13 protein-coding genes are annotated in these 17330 nt (G+C 61.8%); 6 read left to right on the plus strand and 7 right to left on the minus strand.

The window, feature by feature from the left end:
• The first annotated feature begins 196 nt into the window (after nt 1-196).
• The 3 genes from AB7I51_RS09130 (at nt 197) to AB7I51_RS09140 (ending at nt 5781) form a co-directional block, all read left to right on the plus strand.
• Complete coding sequence (locus AB7I51_RS09130) at nt 197-2476, plus strand: pentapeptide repeat-containing protein (protein ID WP_428404989.1); 2280 nt, start codon at nt 197-199, stop codon at nt 2474-2476.
• Between the two features lie 78 nt (nt 2477-2554).
• A complete protein-coding gene (gene sucC, locus AB7I51_RS09135; RefSeq protein ID WP_428404990.1) occupies nt 2555-3751 on the plus strand; it encodes an ADP-forming succinate--CoA ligase subunit beta in 1197 nt (398 codons plus the stop codon).
• A 245-nt stretch (nt 3752-3996) separates the two neighbouring features.
• The gene (locus AB7I51_RS09140; RefSeq protein ID WP_428404991.1) at nt 3997-5781 is read left to right on the plus strand and encodes a tetratricopeptide repeat protein; all 1785 of its coding nucleotides are present in this window, start codon (nt 3997-3999) and stop codon (nt 5779-5781) included.
• A 111-nt stretch (nt 5782-5892) separates the two neighbouring features.
• Here AB7I51_RS09140 and AB7I51_RS09145 read toward each other — a convergent pair whose 3' ends face one another.
• From AB7I51_RS09145 to AB7I51_RS09170, 6 genes are all read right to left on the minus strand, one after another.
• Nucleotides 5893-7461, minus strand: a complete 1569-nt coding sequence (locus tag AB7I51_RS09145; RefSeq protein ID WP_428404992.1) for an efflux transporter outer membrane subunit — start codon at nt 7459-7461, stop codon at nt 5893-5895.
• A gap of 9 nt (nt 7462-7470) precedes the next feature.
• Nucleotides 7471-10641 (minus strand): efflux RND transporter permease subunit, encoded by a 3171-nt coding sequence (locus AB7I51_RS09150; protein ID WP_428404993.1) that lies wholly within the window; start codon nt 10639-10641, stop codon nt 7471-7473.
• Nucleotides 10634-11782 (minus strand): efflux RND transporter periplasmic adaptor subunit, encoded by a 1149-nt coding sequence (locus AB7I51_RS09155; RefSeq protein ID WP_428404994.1) that lies wholly within the window; start codon nt 11780-11782, stop codon nt 10634-10636. The genes AB7I51_RS09150 and AB7I51_RS09155 overlap by 8 nt, the downstream gene beginning before the upstream one ends.
• 339 nt (nt 11783-12121) lie before the next feature.
• Nucleotides 12122-12688, minus strand: a complete 567-nt coding sequence (locus tag AB7I51_RS09160; RefSeq protein ID WP_428404995.1) for a hypothetical protein — start codon at nt 12686-12688, stop codon at nt 12122-12124.
• Between the two features lie 122 nt (nt 12689-12810).
• Nucleotides 12811-13719 (minus strand): agmatinase, encoded by a 909-nt coding sequence (gene speB / locus AB7I51_RS09165; RefSeq protein ID WP_428404996.1) that lies wholly within the window; start codon nt 13717-13719, stop codon nt 12811-12813.
• Nucleotides 13716-13919, minus strand: coding sequence for a pyruvoyl-dependent arginine decarboxylase (locus tag AB7I51_RS09170; RefSeq protein ID WP_428404997.1), 204 nt, complete (start codon nt 13917-13919; stop codon nt 13716-13718). The genes speB and AB7I51_RS09170 overlap by 4 nt, the downstream gene beginning before the upstream one ends.
• A 167-nt stretch (nt 13920-14086) precedes the next feature.
• On the opposite strand from AB7I51_RS09170, the gene AB7I51_RS09175 reads away from it, so the two are divergent.
• Nucleotides 14087-15133: a hypothetical protein gene (locus tag AB7I51_RS09175; protein WP_428404998.1), complete on the plus strand. Its 1047-nt coding sequence runs from the start codon at nt 14087-14089 to the stop codon at nt 15131-15133.
• Nucleotides 15134-15149: 16 nt separating this feature from the next.
• Here AB7I51_RS09175 and AB7I51_RS09180 read toward each other — a convergent pair whose 3' ends face one another.
• Nucleotides 15150-15971 (minus strand): cell envelope integrity EipB family protein, encoded by an 822-nt coding sequence (locus tag AB7I51_RS09180; protein ID WP_428404999.1) that lies wholly within the window; start codon nt 15969-15971, stop codon nt 15150-15152.
• A gap of 105 nt (nt 15972-16076) precedes the next feature.
• On the opposite strand from AB7I51_RS09180, the gene AB7I51_RS09185 reads away from it, so the two are divergent.
• Both AB7I51_RS09185 and AB7I51_RS09190 read left to right on the plus strand, forming a co-directional pair.
• On the plus strand, nt 16077-16556 hold the full coding sequence (locus tag AB7I51_RS09185; RefSeq protein ID WP_428405000.1) for a RidA family protein: 480 nt from the start codon (nt 16077-16079) through the stop codon (nt 16554-16556).
• Entirely contained in the window at nt 16556-17320 is a 765-nt protein-coding gene (locus AB7I51_RS09190; protein WP_428405007.1) for a glycerophosphodiester phosphodiesterase family protein, read from the plus strand. The genes AB7I51_RS09185 and AB7I51_RS09190 overlap by 1 nt, the downstream gene beginning before the upstream one ends.
• Nucleotides 17321-17330: the final 10 nt, after the last annotated feature.

Consider the following 17330-nt stretch of genomic DNA (forward strand, 5'->3'; position numbering starts at 1 on the left):
GGCGGGCGTGGCTGTGAGGTCGAAGCGGAACGGGTTGGTGTCAGCAACCGAATCCTACGCCGTTTCAGCCACCTATGCTATGCTCGCCAGCCTTCGAACGGCGCCGTCACGAATAAGATGGGCTAGCTTCGCCTCTTGGGCTCTTGCCGAAAGCGGCGCGTCTGACGCAAAATGCGTCTGATTGCGAGTATAGCCGATGGCGTCGGACGAATTGCGCAAATTCAGATTGCAGCGCGCGAAGGATTTCGCCGAGCGTGATCGATCGAATTCGGGCGCCAATATCTCCCCCGAAGAACTCGCCGCCATCACAAAAAAAGCCGTCGATCTCGACGCCATTCAAAAATCTGTGTCGGACGCGGCGGCGGTCGGCGCGCCGCTTTGGCTCTCCTATATCTTCCTGCTGTTTTACGTCGCCCTTGCCGCCGGCGGCGTCACGCATACGCAATTGCTGCTCGAATGCCCGGTCGATCTTCCGTTTCTCAACATCAAACTGCCGCTGAAAGCCTTCTTTATCCTTGCGCCCATTCTGTTCCTGATCGTCCATGCTTACGTGCTCGCGCATTTCGCCATGCTGTCGGACAAGGCGAAAGCCTTTCACGACCGGCTTGCTGCGAAAATCACCGCAGAGGTCGAAAACGACCACGCGATTCGCGAGGGGCTGCGCCAGCAACTGCCGATCAATGTCTTCGTGCAGTTTCTCGCCGGGCCGACGGATATTCGCGAAAGCGCCTTCGGGGTGATGCTCTGGGTCATCGCCTGGACGACGCTGGTCGGCGCGCCGGTCGCGGTCCTGCTGTTGCTGCAATTGCAGTTCCTGCCCTACCACGACACGCGCGTGACCTGGCTGCATCGCATTGTTCTTTGCCTCGATCTCGCGATCATCTGGTGGCTTTGGATGAAAATCCTCGCCGACCGAGACAGAAGCTGCCCGAAGCATCAAAGCCGCTGGATGAAGGCCTGGGACGATTTTCTGTGGTTTTTTCGAAAATTCGGCGCTCCGATTGCGACGGCGATGGTCGTTATATTTTCTGTCCTCTTCGCGACATTTCCGAGCGAGTGGGACGAATTACCGTTTCGTTGGGCGAAGTGGGCGGAGCCGAACGCCGCGACCGAATTCATATTCGGCAAGGTCGATGCGCTGAACGAGGACGAAAACAAACGCATCTCTGGAAACTGGCCAGTCAATACGCTGCGATTGCGCGAGTTTGATATTTACGCGGCGCAGGGAGTCGAAGGGCCGGGGAAGCTTACGTGGAAACCATACAGCTTCAGCCTCAAACATCGTCGCCTCGAACGCGCCGATCTGCGCGATGCATGGTTCGACAATATTGATCTGCGCGGGGCGAGGCTCGACGGCGCCCTGCTCAATGGGACGAAGCTGCAAAAAGCCAACCTCGATGACGCGCAGCTTAAGGGAGCGACGTTCTATGAGACGCAGCTTCAGGGCGCGTCGCTCGATGGTACGAAGCTTCAGGGCGCATCGCTCGATCGGGCGAAGCTTCAAGGCGCGTCGCTTATAGGAGCGTACCTTCAGGGCATGTCGCTTCAGGAGGCGCGGCTTCAAGGCGCGTCGCTCGGTGGGTCGCAGCTTCAGGGCGCGTATCTCGTGGGGGCGGAGCTTCAAGGCGTGTCGTTCGAGTCGGCAAACCTTCAAGGGGCGTTGCTCGGTGTGGCACAGCTTCAGGGCGCGTCGCTCAAGGATGCGCAGCTTCAAGGCGCGTCGTTCTTTGCGGCGGAACTTCAGGGCGCGGATTTCACGTTCGCGCAGCTTCAGGCCGCATCGCTCGAATCCGCCCATCTGTGGCGAGCGTGGGGCGAACTAGAATTTGATTCGATCCAACCGATCTTCTTGCCCAACGTCACTTGGGCGCCTGAGAGCCTTCGAGGCCCGAACGGCCCGACATCCTGGACGAAAGAGACCTATGACGAATTGTACAAGACGATCGAGGCTGTTCCGCAAGGAGAGCCGCGCAAAAATGCCTTGCGGCGCATCGCCCGTCTCGACTGCAAGGCGAAAGGAGACGATCTCGCCCCTTGCGCAGCGAATGCAGAACCGTCGCCCGCCGCCAAAAAGTGGCGCGAGCTTCTTGAAGCCGCTCAGGTCGACGAAGCGACATATGCGAAAGCGCTCGCGCCACGCCTGCGTGAGCTCGTGTGCAATTCCGACGCAAATGCGATCCATATCCTGCGCGGGATCAGCAAAAATTGGCGTCTGGTCGCCACCAGCCGCGAGGCGCCGGCGCTGATCGACGACATTCTCAAAGGGAATAACTGCCCCGTCTCGTCCGAGTTGACCGACACCGACAAGACACGCCTGCGGGAGATCAAGGCCGAGGTTCTGAAGGACACTTCGAAGCCGCCCGATGCGGCGAAGGCGCCGCAGCCCTCCCCTGTCGCTTCTCCCCCCGTCCCGCCGCCCAAAACGCCCGCCAAAGACACACGCGGCCCACCGCCCCGCGACCGCCCGCCGCCTTGACGAAACCGCGCCGCTCATGCCTTTTGGCCGCGATTGAGCCCGCGCCGGCGCGAGATTACGCCAGGGAGACGCAAATCCATGAATATCCATGAATATCAGGCCAAGGCCGTTCTGCGCGACTTCGGCGCGCCCGTCGCCGACGGTTTCGCCGTGCTGCATGCGGAAGACGCCCGCGCGGCGGCCGAAAAGCTTCCCGGCCCGGTCTATGTGGTGAAGGCGCAGATTCACGCCGGCGGGCGCGGCAAGGGCAAGTTCAAGGAAGCGAGCGCCGGCGACAAGGGCGGCGTGCGCATCGCCAAATCGATCGACGAGGCCGAAGCCTTCGCCAAAGAGATGCTCGGCGCGACGCTCGTCACGCTGCAGACCGGCGAGGCCGGCAAGCAGGTCAACCGCCTCTATATCGAGGACGGCGCCGATATCGACAAGGAATTCTACCTCTCGATGCTGATCGACCGCTCGACCTCGCGCATCGCTTACGTCGTCTCGACCGAAGGCGGCATGGACATCGAGAAGGTCGCGCATGACACGCCCGAAAAGATCGTGACCTTCTCGGTCGATCCGGCGACCGGCCTGATGCCGCATCACGGCCGCCAGGTCGCCGACGCGCTCGGCCTTAAGGGCGATCTCGCCAAACAGGCGGGGGAGCTGACCGAAAAGCTCTATGCCGCCTTTGTCGGCAAGGACATGGAGCTGCTCGAAATCAACCCGCTGATCGTCACCAAAGACGGCAAGCTGCGCTGCCTCGACGCCAAGGTCAGCTTCGAGAACAACGCCCTCTATCGCCATCCCGACATGGTCGAGCTGCGCGACAAGAGCGAAGAGGACGAGAAGGAAATCGAGGCGTCCAAATACGACCTCGCCTATATTTCGCTGCCCGGCAATATCGGCTGCATGGTCAATGGCGCCGGCCTCGCGATGGCGACGATGGACATCATCAAGCTCTACGGCGAATTCCCGGCGAACTTCCTTGATGTCGGCGGCGGGGCCACGACCGAGAAGGTGACGGCCGCGTTCAAGATCATCACCGCCGACCCGAATGTGAAGGGCATTCTGGTCAATATTTTCGGCGGGATCATGCGCTGCGACACCATCGCCGAAGGCGTGATCGCGGCGGTGAAGGAAGTGGGGCTGAAGGTTCCGCTGGTGGTGCGGCTTGAAGGCACTAATGTCGATCTCGGCAAGAAGATCATCAATGAATCGGGCCTCAACGTCATCCCCGCCGACGATCTCGACGACGCCGCGCAGAAAATCGTCGCGGCGATCAGGGGGACGTAAACGGCGCGCCTCTGGGCCGTTGCGCGATCGTTGGGTTTTTCCTTCTCCCGCTTGCGGGAGAAGGGTTCGCGCCGGTTGACTTGGCTACTCTCCGCAAGCGGCAATAGCCGAGCGCTTCTTTCGCCTTGCGGGAGTGGCGCAAAAGGGCCATGTTTGGCGGCGACTTTAGCCCTTCCCGGCGACCGCGCCTCAAGCGTCGCAGTTTTCGCGCCTCGCTCGGCCCGTCGCCTTTTAGGAAAGCGCCAGTGCCCAAATCAGCTCTTCTGCTTGCGTCCTCCGCCAGCCGCGCGAGACGCGCTCTGGCGCGCCTGTCCTGCGCTCTCCTTGCCGGAACCGGCGCCTTCGCGCTCTCCTGCGATAGCAGCCTGGCGGCGCGGGAAAACATTGTCATCGCCCGGCCCTTTGAAGTCGGCGCCAGCCTCTCGGGCAATTATCTTGCCGCGATCATCGCCGGCGCGCAGCGCGACACGCTGGCCGCCTCGACGTTTTTCCGCGAGGCGTTGCGCGAAGATCCGAAGAATCCCGATCTCGCCGACCGCGCCTTCGTCGCCGCTCTCGCCAATGGCAATATGGCCGAGGGCCTCGCGCTCACCGGGCGGGTGATCGCGCATGACCGCGCCAACGGCCTCGCGCATCTCGCGCGCGGGGTGGACATGATCAAGAACCGGAAATACGCCGCCGCGCGCGCTGAATTCGCGAAAGGCGGCGGCGACCGGCGCCGCGACATCACCTCGACCCTGCTCTCGGCATGGAGCTACGCCGGCGCCAAGGATACGCGTCGCGCGCTCGCGACGCTCGATACGCTCACCGAAGACGCCTTTGTGGTGTTCCGCGACTATCACGCGGGGATGATCGCCGATCTCGGCGGCAACAAGGCCGAGGCTGAAAAGCGCTTCAAGTCGGCCTATGGCGCTGAGAAGAATACGCTGCGCCTCGTCGACGCCTATGCGCGCTTTCTCGCAACGCACGGAAGGCGCGACGAAGCCAAGCAGCTCTATCTCACCTTTAACGAGGTCGCGCCCAATCATCCGATCGTCGTCGCGAGCCTCGCGGCGCTCGACGAAGGCAAGCCGTTGCCGCCCTTCGTGCGTAGCGCCAACGAAGGCGCGGGCGAGGTGCTGTATGGGCTCGGCGCCGTCGGCGGACGCCAGGGCGACGAACTCGCCTCGCTCATCTATCTGCGCCTGTCGCTCTATCTTGCGCCGGAAAATGCGCTCGCGCTCGTCACGCTTGGCGACGTCTATGAGCGCATGAAGCAGGAAGAGACGGCGATCGATCTTTATCAGAACGTGGCGAAGGATGATCCGCTGCGGGTCAACGCCGACGTGCAGGCGGCGCTGCTTCTCGAAACGCTCGGCAAATCGAAAGAGGCGACCGAAGCGCTTTCCGCTATCGTCGCCGCTCATCCGCAAAATCAGGAAGCTCTGACCGCGCTCGGCAATCTACAGCGCTCGCGCAAGGCGTTCGCCGACGCCGCGGCGACCTATACGCGGGTGCTGGATCTGCGCACGCCGACCGACAAGAGCCAGTGGCTCCTCTATTATTATCGCGGGATCGCCAATGAGCGGCGCAAGGATTGGCCGGCGGCCGAAGCCGATCTTAAAAAGGCGCTGGAGCTCAACCCCGATCAGCCGCTGGTGCTGAACTATCTCGGCTACTCCTGGGTCGACCGAGGCGCCAATCTCGACGAAGCCTTCAAGATGCTGCGCCGCGCCGTCGATTTGCGGCAACGCGACGGCTATGTCGTCGACAGTCTGGGCTGGGCCTATTACCGCCTCGGGCGTTATGACGACGCCGTGCGCGAATTGGAAAACGCGATCGACCTGAAGCCGTCCGATCCGGTGATTAACGACCATCTCGGCGACGCCTATTGGCGCGTCGGCCGTCAGCTCGAAGCGCATTTCCAGTGGAATCATGCGCGCGATCTCAATCCGGACCCGGACGACCTGCCGAAGATTCTCAACAAGATCAAGAACGGCATGACGGACAAGCCCGAGATCGCCGGAAACAACGGCAAGACGGGCGGCTAGATCGCGCTGCGTTCAGGCGGACTCGCCTGAACGCAGATAACGTGATCGATTCTAATAATTTAGATCGCGCCATATTCGGCTGCAATCGACCGATGCGCTGAGCGGCGCGCCTTAATGCGGCGCGTCTGGCTCGCGATTCCACCAGCCGCCGCCCAACGCCATGAACAGCGCCGCCGTATCGGCGAGACGCGTGGCTTCAGCCTGCACCCGCAACAGCGACGCCGAGAAATAGATTCGCTGCGCGGTAAATACCGCGATCTGGGAAACCTGGCCGTATTTGAGTTGCATGCGCACGATGTCCAGGCTGCGTTTCGCTGCGTCTTCGCTCTTGCGCGCGGTTTCGACGGCCCTTGCGTCAGACTGCAAGGAACGCAGCGCATCGGTCACGTTCTGAAACGCATTGACGACCGTGCTGCGATATTGAGCGTCGGCCTGCTCCAGCGCGGCGACGGCAGAACGCTCCTTGTTGAGAAGCGTCATGCCGTCGAACAGCGGCTGCGCCGCATTTGCGGCGAATGTGTAGAAGCCCGTGCCCGGCGCGAAGAGCTGCGCGAGATGAAAGGCGCTCGCGCCCAGATTGGCGGAGAGCGTGATGTTCGGCAGCCGAGAGGCGCGCGCCACGCCGACCGCGGCGGTCGCGGCATGAAGATTGGCCTCGGCGGCGCGAATGTCCGGACGTTGCTCGACGAGCGACGAGGGCACGCTGACCGGAACCGTCACGGGAAGTTTCAGTCGCGTGAGGCTGAATTTCTGCTCGACCTGGTCAAAGGAGAAACGGCCGGCCAAAGCGGTCAGAAGGTCGCGCTGGAGCGCGAGTTGCTTTTCCAGCGGCGGCAGCGCCTGCTCGGCCTGCGCGAGCGCCGCCTCCTGCGCGACGACATCGGCTTTGGCGATGGAGCCGAAGGAATATTGTCGATTGAGGATTTCGAGCGAGTCCTTCAAAATCGTGATGATATTCTTCGTCGCCTCGATCTGTCCTCTAATCGACGCCTCCTGAATGGCCGCGACGACGACATTGGAGGTCAGCGCCAACCGCGCCGCCTCCATCTGAAACGCCGCCTGTTCGGTCTGTGCCTCGAGCGACTCCAGCGATCGCCGGTTCAGCCCCCAGATGTCGGGGGCGTAAGTGATCGAGAGCTGCTTCAAGAACAGGCCGTAAGGCGCGTTCGGATTGGTCGTAAAAGGGCTCGGCGTCGGTTGTCGGGTGATGATGTTATAGGGGCTCGGGAAATACTGGTTAAAGAGGGACTGGTTGATCGCGCTCAGCGCGCGGTTGTTTGACTGGATGTTCTGGCTTTCGTTGGCGAGTATCCCCACCTGCGGCAGGAGCGCGCCCCTTTGCGCTTCGGCGTTGAAATAGGCGATGCGGATCGCCGCCTCGGCCGATTCGAGCGAGGGATTATGTTCGAGCGCCTCGCGCACCAGCGTGTCGAGCGGCTTTGACCGATAAAGCGTCCACCAGTCTTCCGGAATGTCGCGCCCTTCGGCGAAACGCTGACCCAACCCGGGCGATGTCGTCTTTTCCGGCGTGAAATGCGGGGCGTCGGGCGCGGGCGGCTTGATGAAGTCGGGGCCGACCATGCAACCGGAAAGCGACGCTGCGAGCCACGCTACGGTCGCGGCGCGCCTGATGCGCGCGGCGCCGGCCCGTGGCCTCGAAAGGTCGCTCGTCTCGTCCATCTGCAGATATCAGACCCGAAGAGCTTCTTTCGCGCTGCCGCTCATGCGCCTTTCTATAAAGCGTTCGATGACGAAATGCAGCGTTGGAATGACAAAGAGGATCAAACCTGTCGAGGCGAACAGTCCGCCGACGATTACGGTGCCGAGCCCGCGTTGAACGTCGCTGCCCACGCCTGTCGCCAGCGCCGCCGGCAACATGCCCACCATCGGCACGGCCGAAGTCATCAGCACCGAGCGGAACCGCTCCCCGGCGCCATCAAGAACCTGATCGCGGAAGCTCGCCTGCTCGTCGCCGATAATGTCTTCGTCTGTGGCATCCACCCCGAGATGGCGCGTGCGGGCTGACGCGACATGCACCGCGGTGACGCGATTGAGATGCGACACCATGATGATGCCGTTTTGCACCGCGACGCCAAATAGCGCGAGGAAGCCAACGCCTGTCGCGACATTTAGCGTCTCACGCGTCGCGATCAGCAAAATCAGCCCGCCCAGCGCCGACAATGGCACGACCCCCAAAATGAGCAACGCGTTTCGCAGCTTGGCGAAGCCGATGTAAAGGATCAGCAGCATCAGCAACAGCACGACGCCGACGATGATCGTCAGCCGCGCCTGCGCGCGCTGCTGGTTTTCGAATTTTCCGCTCCACACGACGCTGTTCGCCTGCTTGTCGTAGGAAACGGCCTCGGCGACTTTCTTTTGCGCCTCCGCGAGATAGGAGCTGAGATCCCGATCGGCATAGTCGAGGCGAATGGTCAACACGCGTTTCGTCTTCTCGTGGGAGATGGCGCTCTCGCCGTTCTGCAGCGTGATTTTCGATATTGCCGACAGGGGAATCTGCGCGTTAGAGGAGGAAGATTTCACCAGAAGATCGCTGAGCTCTTCCGGACTGCTGCGCGACTGAAGCGGAAAGCGCACCGTCATATCGTAGCTGCGGTCGTTCACGTAAACCTGTCCGATGGAGGCGCCGCCGACTCCGATCTGAATCATGTTCGAAACGTCGGCAACGTTTATGCCGTAGCGCGCAGCTGCGGCGCGATCGATATGAAATGCAATTTGCGGAATCGGCGGCTCCTGCACGATCGACGTCTGGGTCGTGCCTTTCACGGTCTTCAGCGCGGCGACGATCTCGTTTCCAATGCGGCGCGTCTCCTTAAGGTCTTCGCCGAAAATCTTGACCACCATTGCGCTGTGAGCGCCGCTGACAAGATCATTGACATTGTCGATGATCGGCTGGCTCACGCCGACATCCATCCCCGGAAGCTGGCTGAGGCGCCTTGTCAGCTTGGTGACGAATTGCTCCTTCGTCTCGCGATCGGGCCATGAATCATAGCGGTTCAGTCCGACCGGGGCTTCGATATGACTTGTCGTCCAGGGATCCGTGCGATCGTCGTTTCGGCCGATCTGCGTGATGACGTAAGAGACCTCCGGAAACTCCATCACCGCGTTACGCAGGTCGCTCGCCATATCCGACGCTTTTTCGAAAGATATGCCGCTCGGCAGCTGCACCTGCAGCCAAAGCGAGCCTTCGTCGAGATTGGGAAGAAAGTCGCGCCCGACCGCGCCGCCGGCCACGACGAGGCCCCAAATCGCCAGGGCTGTCGTGACATAGATGATCGGCGGTCGCTCAAGGCACTGATAGAGCATATCTTTGTAGCGCCGCTCCATCCATTCGAGCACGCGATTGTGAAAGGGCTTCGCTGGATAGCGCAGCGCCATATAGGCAAGACCCGGCACGAGCATCAACGTGCAAAGAAGAGCGCCGATCAGCGCGTAGGCGATCGTATAGGCGACGGGCGCAAAGAGTCTGGCCTCGACGCGCTCCAGTCCCAACAGCGGCACATAGCCGGCGATGATGATCACAGTGGCGAAAAAAATCGGGCGCACCACCTGGCCGACGACGAACTGAACGTCGACGACCTGAAGCTCGCGGTCGGGATTATGCTCTCGCAACCTGAGAATCGATTCGGTCACGATAATCGCGCCGTCGACGATGATCCCGAAGTCGATCGACCCGAGGGACAGAAGATTCGCCGGCAGCCTGGTGAAATTCATCAGGATGAAGGCGAAAGCCAGGGACAGCGGAATGGTCGCCGCAACGACGAGCGAACTGCGCGGGCTGCCGAGAAAAAGCATCAGCACCACGACGACCAGAACAATGCCTTCGGTCACCGTGTGCGCGACCTTTGAAACCGTTAGCTGCACCAGCTCGTTACGGTCCATATAGGGAACGATTTTCACCTCTTTCGGCGCAAGCTGTGCATTCAGCTCGTCAATTCTGTCGTGCACCGCCTTCAAAACCACCGTGGCGTTCTCGCCCTTCAGCATCTGCACGACGCCTTGAATGGCGTTCGAATTGTAATCCTTGCCGAGCATGCCTTCGCGCTCTTGCGCGCTGTAGCGCGGAGTCCCGACGTCCTTGGTCAATACCGGCACGCCGCCATGTTCGGTAATGACGATATTTCCGAGGTCCTCCTTGGTGCGCACAAGGCCGATGCTGCGAATGACGTAAGACTGTTCGCCGCGCGTGATGCGGCTGCCGCCGGCGCTGGCGCTGTTGGCGACGATGGAATTGGTGACGTCGGTCAATCCAAGCCCATAGCGCTGCATCGCGACCGGATCGAGCTGGAGCTGAAACTGACGCGTGACGCCGCCGAAATTGGCGACGCTTGCGACGCCAGCGACCTGGTTGAGCGCCGGGATGACGATCCAGCGCTGAATTTCCGATAGTTCTTCGATATTTTTTGCGTCGGACTCCAAAGTGTATCTGAGGATTTCGCCGGTCGGGCCGGTCAACGGACCAAGCGCAGGCTGAATATTGGGAGGAAGCGAGACCTGCGCGATTCGCTCCAACACGCGTTGGCGCGCCCAATAGTCCTCGACGCCGTCCTTGAAAACCATTGTAATGAGCGACAGCGCGAACGTGCTGGTCGAGCGTATCGTGAGGAGGCCCGGCGTACTCGCCAGCGCGCGCTCCAAGGGCACGGTGATTTGCTGCTCCACCTCCTCGGCGGCAAGCCCCGTCGCCTTGGTGGTGACGATCACCGTCACGTCGCCGATTTCGGGATAGGCTTCGATCTTGAGTTGCGTCCATGAGTAGACGCCGAAGGCGAACAGGATCGCCGTCGCCAATATCACCCCGTAGCGGTGCTTCAGGCAAAACTCGACGATGCGCTCAATCATTCAGGAGGACTCCGCCCCGCACGACGATGCGCTGGCCGGCGTTCAGTCCCGCAACCACCGTCACGCCATCGATGTCGGCGCCAGGCTGAACCGGCCGCCGCTCGAAAGTCCAGGGCGCGACTTCGACGAAAACGTTTGAGGTGTCGTTGACCATCATCAGCGCCGACGCCGGGACGACGACGCGTTGCGCCGGCGGCGAAAAAAAGCGCACCGTCGCGAACATGTTCAGTTTGAAGATGCCCTTCGGATTGTCGAAGGCGATACGGACCTTGTTGCGTCGCGTATCCGCTTCGAGCAATTGGCTGATGATTTCGACCTTGCCGGGAAACACTTCGCGCGGATAGGCGACGAGCGAAACTTCGACGCGCTCGCCCATTTGCACAAAGGAGAGATCCTTCTCCTGCACGCTCGCCGTGACCCAGACGCGATCGAGGTTGGAGATGGTCATCATCGGCGAAGTCGTATTGTCGATGAAGTCGCCGGGCGCCGTGTCGAGCGCGGTGATGGTGCCGTCGATCGGCGCGTTGAGGGTGATCTTGCGCTGGCCGGTGACCTTGCTGTTGTCGCCGATCACATCGAGCCGGGCTTCGGCGCGCTTCAGTTCCGAAGTCGCCTGCATATAGTCGTTCTGCGCCTGTTCTACTTCCCTCAGCGCAAGCCCGCCCGCCTTGTTCAATCCCGTCGCCCGATCCAAGGCGCTCTTTGTGAGCTTCACCGAGGCGCGGGCCTTTTCCGCGTCGGCGACGGCCTGCGCCAAATCGCCCGAATCGATGGTCGCGAGCGGCTGGCCCTTTTTGACATTGTCGCCAAGCTCGACGTCGAGTTCGCTGACGCGTCCGTTAACGGGCGCCAATATTCTCACTGTCCGGGCCGGATCGGCTTCGACCGCGCCAGGCACGACGCGACTGAGGCTGACATTTCGGCTTTGGACCGGCGCGACGGCGATATGGGCGCGATAGGGTGAGCCCTCGGGAACGAAGATCGCCTTTCCCTTGCGCATGAGCGGCGGAACGCGCCGGCGATCCGACGCCTGTCCAGCGTCGTTGCGGAATAAACTCCCCTCCGGACCGATCAGAACAAACAAGGCGCCGGCCAGCGCCAACGCGCCGACCGCCGCAATGAGAATTTGGCGTCGGCTCAATGGAATATGGCTCGCGAGACCCAACGCCTGTTTCACTTCCAGATTGTCGTCCAGCCGACCGGTTCCAAATGCCCGCGCCTTCTGTCACGAGCGCTAGAGCAGGATCAAGACATTACTCTAGGGGAGATGGACCATGACTGAATAATGACAGCGAACCCACGCAAATATCTTCGCCGAAAGCATTTTGTTTCTGAATCATTGCTGCGCCGCCGAGACGCCGGCCAAAAAAAGATCATTGGCGTCGGGGCTCGGGGGCCAACGCTCCAATGTATCGCCATCCAGGGTCAGCCGGTTCGGCGCCGGGCGCATCTTCTTACAAAAAAGTCAAAATACTCATAGTCATGCAGTCGCGACGGGCATGTCATGCGCATGCACGTCGCGGCCCGAGTGTTTGGCAAGAATATGCATGGCTTTTTCTTCCAGCTCTGAATTTCGCGTTCGCACCCAGAGCAGCAGACCGCCGTGGTCGAGTTGCTCTTGCAGATATTTTGCGTGACGCTCGTCCATATATTCGCCGAGCACGGCGCCGATCAGGCCGCCAAATTCGGCGCCGACGACGCCACTCACCAGAAGCATGGCGAGCGCTCCGCCCGAGGCGAGCACGGCGCCAGCCGCGGCGGCCGCGCCGACATAGACGAGAGCGCCGACGAGAGCGCCCTTTTTTGTGCCGCGCGATTCTCTTGGCACATAGGCGACGCGCGGCGCCTTGTCGTCGTTTTCGACCTGCTCGACCTTTTCATATGTATGGCCAAGCTTGCTTGCGACGGCTTTCTCTCCGGCAAGCAGACTGATGTCGCCAAGATCGAAGCCTGAATTCAGCAATTCCGCCACGGCGCTCTCGAGCGCATAGCCATCCGAGAAAACGCCGACCGCCTCGCGGGTTCTTCCGCCATCCGCACCAGTCATGCCGCCCTCCCCTCCGCTCGAAACGCCCTGAATCGGACTGCCGCCTGGGAACGGATCAGGGCCGAGAGTGCTGCGGAAGAGCGGCCTTGGCAAGAGCCGTTTCATGGCCAAAAAAGCCGACGCTAAGCCATACGAGACAGGGCGGCCGAGGTCGCCAGCAAGCTAAGGTATTCCCATGCCATCGTCGCGCCGGCGAGCGCGGTGATTTCGGAGACGTCATAGGCGGGAGCGACTTCGACGACATCCATCCCGACAAAGCTCACGCCGGTCAGTTTGCGCATGATCGACTGCGCCTGCCAGGTCGCGAGACCACCAACTTCCGGCGTTCCGGTGCCGGGCGCGAAAGCCGGATCGAGCGCGTCGACGTCGAAGGTCAAATAGACCGCCGCGCCGCCGACGCATTCGACAATTCTTGAGGCGACGGCGGCAGGTCCGATTTCGTGGACTTCCTGCGCGGCGACGATCGTGACGCCTTTCGCCAGCGTCCAGTCGTAGACCTCGCGCTGCACGGGCGAGCGAATGCCGATCTGAATCATCCGGCGCGGGTCGACAATCCCTTCGTTGATCGCGTGATAGAACATTGAACCATGCGCATAAGGCTGGCCGAAATTGTCGGGCCATGTGTCGACATGGGCGTCGAAATGAATCAGCGCCAGCGGTCCGCGCCGTTTCGCGCAGGCGCGCAGCAAGGGCAACGTAACGCCATGATCGCCGCCAAGAGTTACGAGATGCGCGTGGTTTGACGCCTGCGCCTCGATGAGTTTCAAACTCGCGGCGATGTCGCCCAGCGCGATGGCGAAATCGCCGACGTCTGCGAGCGAGAGATCGCCCGGCGACGTTCTGTGCGCGGGATGAGCGCCGTCAATCAACATTCGGCTGGCGTGACGAATCGCGGACGGTCCAAAGCGCGCGCCGCTGCGATTGGTCGTGCCGATGTCGAAAGGAACGCCGGCGATGACGACCGCCGCATCGGCCCGCGCTTCGACGCCAAGAAAGGTTGGTTTCGCGGCGAATGTCGGCGTATCGCTCATGGCGAACCGTCCAGTTTGACGAAGCGGAACACCGCCGCGGCGACCGCGCAGATCCATTCGCCGCGCCGTGCACCTTGCGCCGCAATGAGATTTTGCTGTTTGATGTCGGCGTCGCGCAGCGCGTATTCCAACGCTGTGAGACGATGACGATGCGCGCCGACGCCGCGCGTCAGGAAGACGCATTGTGGAATGGGAAACATCTCACGCGCTCCGCAGCGAAAGAAACCCGCCGCCTCAAATAGAACGAAAACGCCGCTTTGCCATAAGCGCGTAAGCGACCCGCGTCTATGGCCTCGCGCGCGCGAACCGGTTAGCATCGTCGGGCGTGGCTACGGTCCCTGACCTCTGAGGCAGATATCTCGACGACATGAAAATATTGCTGCTCGGCGGCTCCAACGCCGGAATACGGGATGGCTGGGCGTTCCAGTTTCAAAGGCAGGCGTCGGAGCACGAAGTCGAGAATCGATTTCTCGGCGCGGTTGGATCGCTCTACGGCTTAATGGCGCTGTTGAGGATGGAACGCGCAGGAGTGGCGCCTCCGGAGATCATCATTTTCGAATATTGTCTAAACGACATTTTGCTTTTCGCAGCCAATTGCCTGCGAGAAGCGCTCGTCGTCGATGCGCTGCAGGCTTTCGCAGCCTGCTGTGCGCGGCGGGGAATTCGGTTGATGTTCCTTTGCCTCGATCCCTGCCGGACGCCCTCCAAAGAGTTGCGCGGCGCAAGGCGGCGCGCGCGCCGGCTCTATGCGGAAGCGGCGACTCGTTATGCGACGCCTGCTATCTGGCTGGAGGAGATTTTTCCCGGCGGAGCGACGCCGGCGCATTATCAGGATCAAAATCACCTGACGGTCGAAGCCTCGGCGGCGGTGGCCGCCGCGGTCTTAAGGAAATTGGGCGAGGCCCGAATCCCCGTGGCGCGCGACGCAGAGATCCGTTTCGATTACGTCGACGCGACGCGCGCGCGGGCGAGCGACGCATGCGAGCGGCGCCACATTCAGTCCAAGGTTTTCGAAGGCGACTTCATCCGCCTGAAACGACCTAGCGAAAGCCATTGGCCCGGACACGGCCGGCTGGTTGGGCTGATGCTGCATTCCGACGAGACGAGCGGCGATTATCTCATTCGCGCGCCGCGATGCGTCCGGCGCAAAAATCCACGCTCGAAGATGCAGGAAATCGTCGCCAATCTCATGCTGCTACATTATGTGTCGAGCGTGATCGCCACGGACTGCGGCGTCGTCATTGCAATGCCTGACGATGAAGCGGCGCTGAGACGCGTTCCAGAGGATGCGACGCTTCTCGCCGTTCCGCCGACGGCGCGTTTCCTGGACCAGACGCTCGATATTCACGCCGCAATCTACTGGCGTCCGCGATCGCTTGCGAAGCGAATCGGGGCGCTCTTGGGCCGCCGGTGAGCCGCCAAACGCCCTTCTATTTTTTGCAGGCCGGGGTCGGCTGCAGGACCAAATCAGTCATATCGCCGCGCAAGACGAAGTCGCCATAGTCGAGCGTCAGCGCGCGAGAGACGCCGTTCTCATAAAGGTCGAAAGACAGCACGTAAATCGGCTGGCCGTCCTTTTTGCCGAGATCGAAATAGGAGATGGCCACCGGCCAGCGGCGCATGTTTTTGAGCTCGTCGACGCGCGCCGCCTTTTCCTGCGGCGGCTCGGTCGTTGGCTTGCCGATCACCGTCAAAGTGTCGAACGCCTTTTCGCCGTCTCCCGTGCCGTCGAAGATCCGCGCTTCAAGCAGATGTTCGCCGGCCATGGCCGTCTCGACGATTCTGCGCAAATGTTCGGTCGGAAAAAGCATTGGACCGACAAGTTCCACTCGCGCGCGCTTGGGTTTGGAGAGATCGACGGAAAGCCGGGCGTCGCTCGATTTTTTGGCAATTCCATCGACTTCCTCGGCGCGCGAATTGTCGACCTTGGTTTCCACCTTGAATCGGAAATCGGCGCCGTCGCCGCCCTCAAAAGTCGCCGAGCGCATATCGGAGAGCTTCGCGGCCCCCTCCGAGGGTTGAAGCTCGGTAATCTGGCGAAAGTTCTGCACATAGCCCTCGCAGGCCGATCCGGAGAAGTCGAAGGCGATACGGCCGCGCGCCTGGGCCGGCGCTTTCGCGCCGCTCGTTTTTAAGAGGCTCAGATCATACACGGCGCGATGGTTGGCGAGCGCAAGCGCGCGCTCCGCCAACGCCTCGCCGAGCGGCGTTCCCACGCAGATTGCGGCGGCCAGCACGCGTAACAAAATCATCGGACCTCTTTCAATGTCGGCGCTTCAACGCCATTGCGTCGCTTGAATTAGGAAACTAGGGTCGCGCATTCCTGGGAGCAACGACTTTCTCTTTGGGGAGGCGCCATGACCGCATCGACTGATACGCCGCTTGCGCGGCTGAAAGAACTGGGCCTGTCGCTGCCTGCGGCGGCAGCGCCGCTCGCCAATTATGTTCCGTTCGTGCGCGCCGGCGCTTTGCTGTTCATATCGGGACAACTGCCGCTCGGCGCCAATGGCGTCGACCCGGCGCATCGCGGCAAACTCGGCGCCGGCGTTTCACTAGAGGACGGTCAGTCCGCGGCGCGCCAGGCGGCGCTCAACGTCCTCGCCCAAGCCAACGCCGCCGTCGGCGATCTCGCCAAGCTGCGCGCGGTCCGGCTTGGCGGCTACGTCAACAGCGCGCCAGATTTCGCCTCACTGCCGCAGGTCGTCAATGGCGCTTCCGATCTCATCGCGACGGTTCTCGGCGCGAACGGCAAACATGCGCGCTTTGCGGTCGGCGTCGCGCAATTGCCGCTCGACGCCGCCGTCGAAGTCGAGGGGATTTTCGAGATTCTGGCGTGATGAGGCCTGATCTTTCATGGCTGACGGCGCGCCCGATCGCGCATCGCGGCCTGCATGACGCGGCCAAGGGCGCGATTGAAAATTCGATATCGGCGGCGCGCGCGGCGATCGCCGCCGGCTTTGGCGTCGAATGCGACGTGCAGCTGACCGCCGACAGCGAACTTGTCGTTTTCCATGACGAGACGCTCGAACGCCTGACCGAAGGCGCCGGCGCGGTCGCGGCGCAGAGGGCGGATGAATTGAAACGTTTGCGCCTGCGCGGTAGCAGCGACGCTATTCCCACTTTTTCGGAATTTCTCGCGGCGGTCGGCGGGCGAACCCCAATCGTCGTCGAAATCAAGAGCGCCTTCAATGGCGACACGACCGCAGCGCAACGCGTCGCGCTGGCGTTGGCGCGTTACGACGGCGCTGTCGCAATCGAAAGCTTCGACCCAGATCAGATCGCCTTTCTGCGCGCCCGCGCCGCGGCGCTGGGGATTGCGCATCGGCCGCTCGGCATCGTCGGCGAAGCGCATTACCGCGAGGAGGATTGGCCGCAATTGTCGGCGGCGCAGCGCGCCGAGCTTACGCATTTCCTGCATTACAAGCGCACGCTGCCGGATTTTCTGTCATGGAATGTGCGCGATCTCCCGCATGCGATTCCGCTGCTGCTGCGCGACGCGCTCAGGATTCCGGTAACCGCCTGGACGGTACGCTCGCCGGAAATGGCGGCGCGGGCGCGAGAATGGACCGACCAGATCGTCTTTGAAGGCTTTGCGCCGTAAAAGGCCGCGA

The sequence above is a fragment of the Methylocystis sp. genome (assembly GCF_050246715.1).
Taxonomy (GTDB): domain Bacteria; phylum Pseudomonadota; class Alphaproteobacteria; order Rhizobiales; family Beijerinckiaceae; genus Methylocystis.

Excerpts from the sequence above, each read along its gene's own strand:
- AB7I51_RS09170 (WP_428404997.1), bottom strand. The coding sequence starts at position 13,919 with ATGTTTCCCATTCCACAATGCGTCTTCCTGACGCGCGGCGTCGGCGCG.
- speB (WP_428404996.1), bottom strand. The coding sequence starts at position 13,719 with ATGAGCGATACGCCGACATTCGCCGCGAAACCAACCTTTCTTGGCGTC.
- AB7I51_RS09190 (WP_428405007.1), top strand. The coding sequence starts at position 16,556 with ATGAGGCCTGATCTTTCATGGCTGACGGCGCGCCCGATCGCGCATCGC.
- AB7I51_RS09185 (WP_428405000.1), top strand. The coding sequence starts at position 16,077 with ATGACCGCATCGACTGATACGCCGCTTGCGCGGCTGAAAGAACTGGGC.
- AB7I51_RS09145 (WP_428404992.1), bottom strand. The coding sequence starts at position 7,461 with ATGGACGAGACGAGCGACCTTTCGAGGCCACGGGCCGGCGCCGCGCGC.
- sucC (WP_428404990.1), top strand. The coding sequence starts at position 2,555 with ATGAATATCCATGAATATCAGGCCAAGGCCGTTCTGCGCGACTTCGGC.
- AB7I51_RS09180 (WP_428404999.1), bottom strand. The coding sequence starts at position 15,971 with ATGATTTTGTTACGCGTGCTGGCCGCCGCAATCTGCGTGGGAACGCCG.
- AB7I51_RS09150 (WP_428404993.1), bottom strand. The coding sequence starts at position 10,641 with ATGATTGAGCGCATCGTCGAGTTTTGCCTGAAGCACCGCTACGGGGTG.
- AB7I51_RS09175 (WP_428404998.1), top strand. The coding sequence starts at position 14,087 with ATGAAAATATTGCTGCTCGGCGGCTCCAACGCCGGAATACGGGATGGC.
- AB7I51_RS09160 (WP_428404995.1), bottom strand. The coding sequence starts at position 12,688 with ATGACTGGTGCGGATGGCGGAAGAACCCGCGAGGCGGTCGGCGTTTTC.
- AB7I51_RS09130 (WP_428404989.1), top strand. The coding sequence starts at position 197 with ATGGCGTCGGACGAATTGCGCAAATTCAGATTGCAGCGCGCGAAGGAT.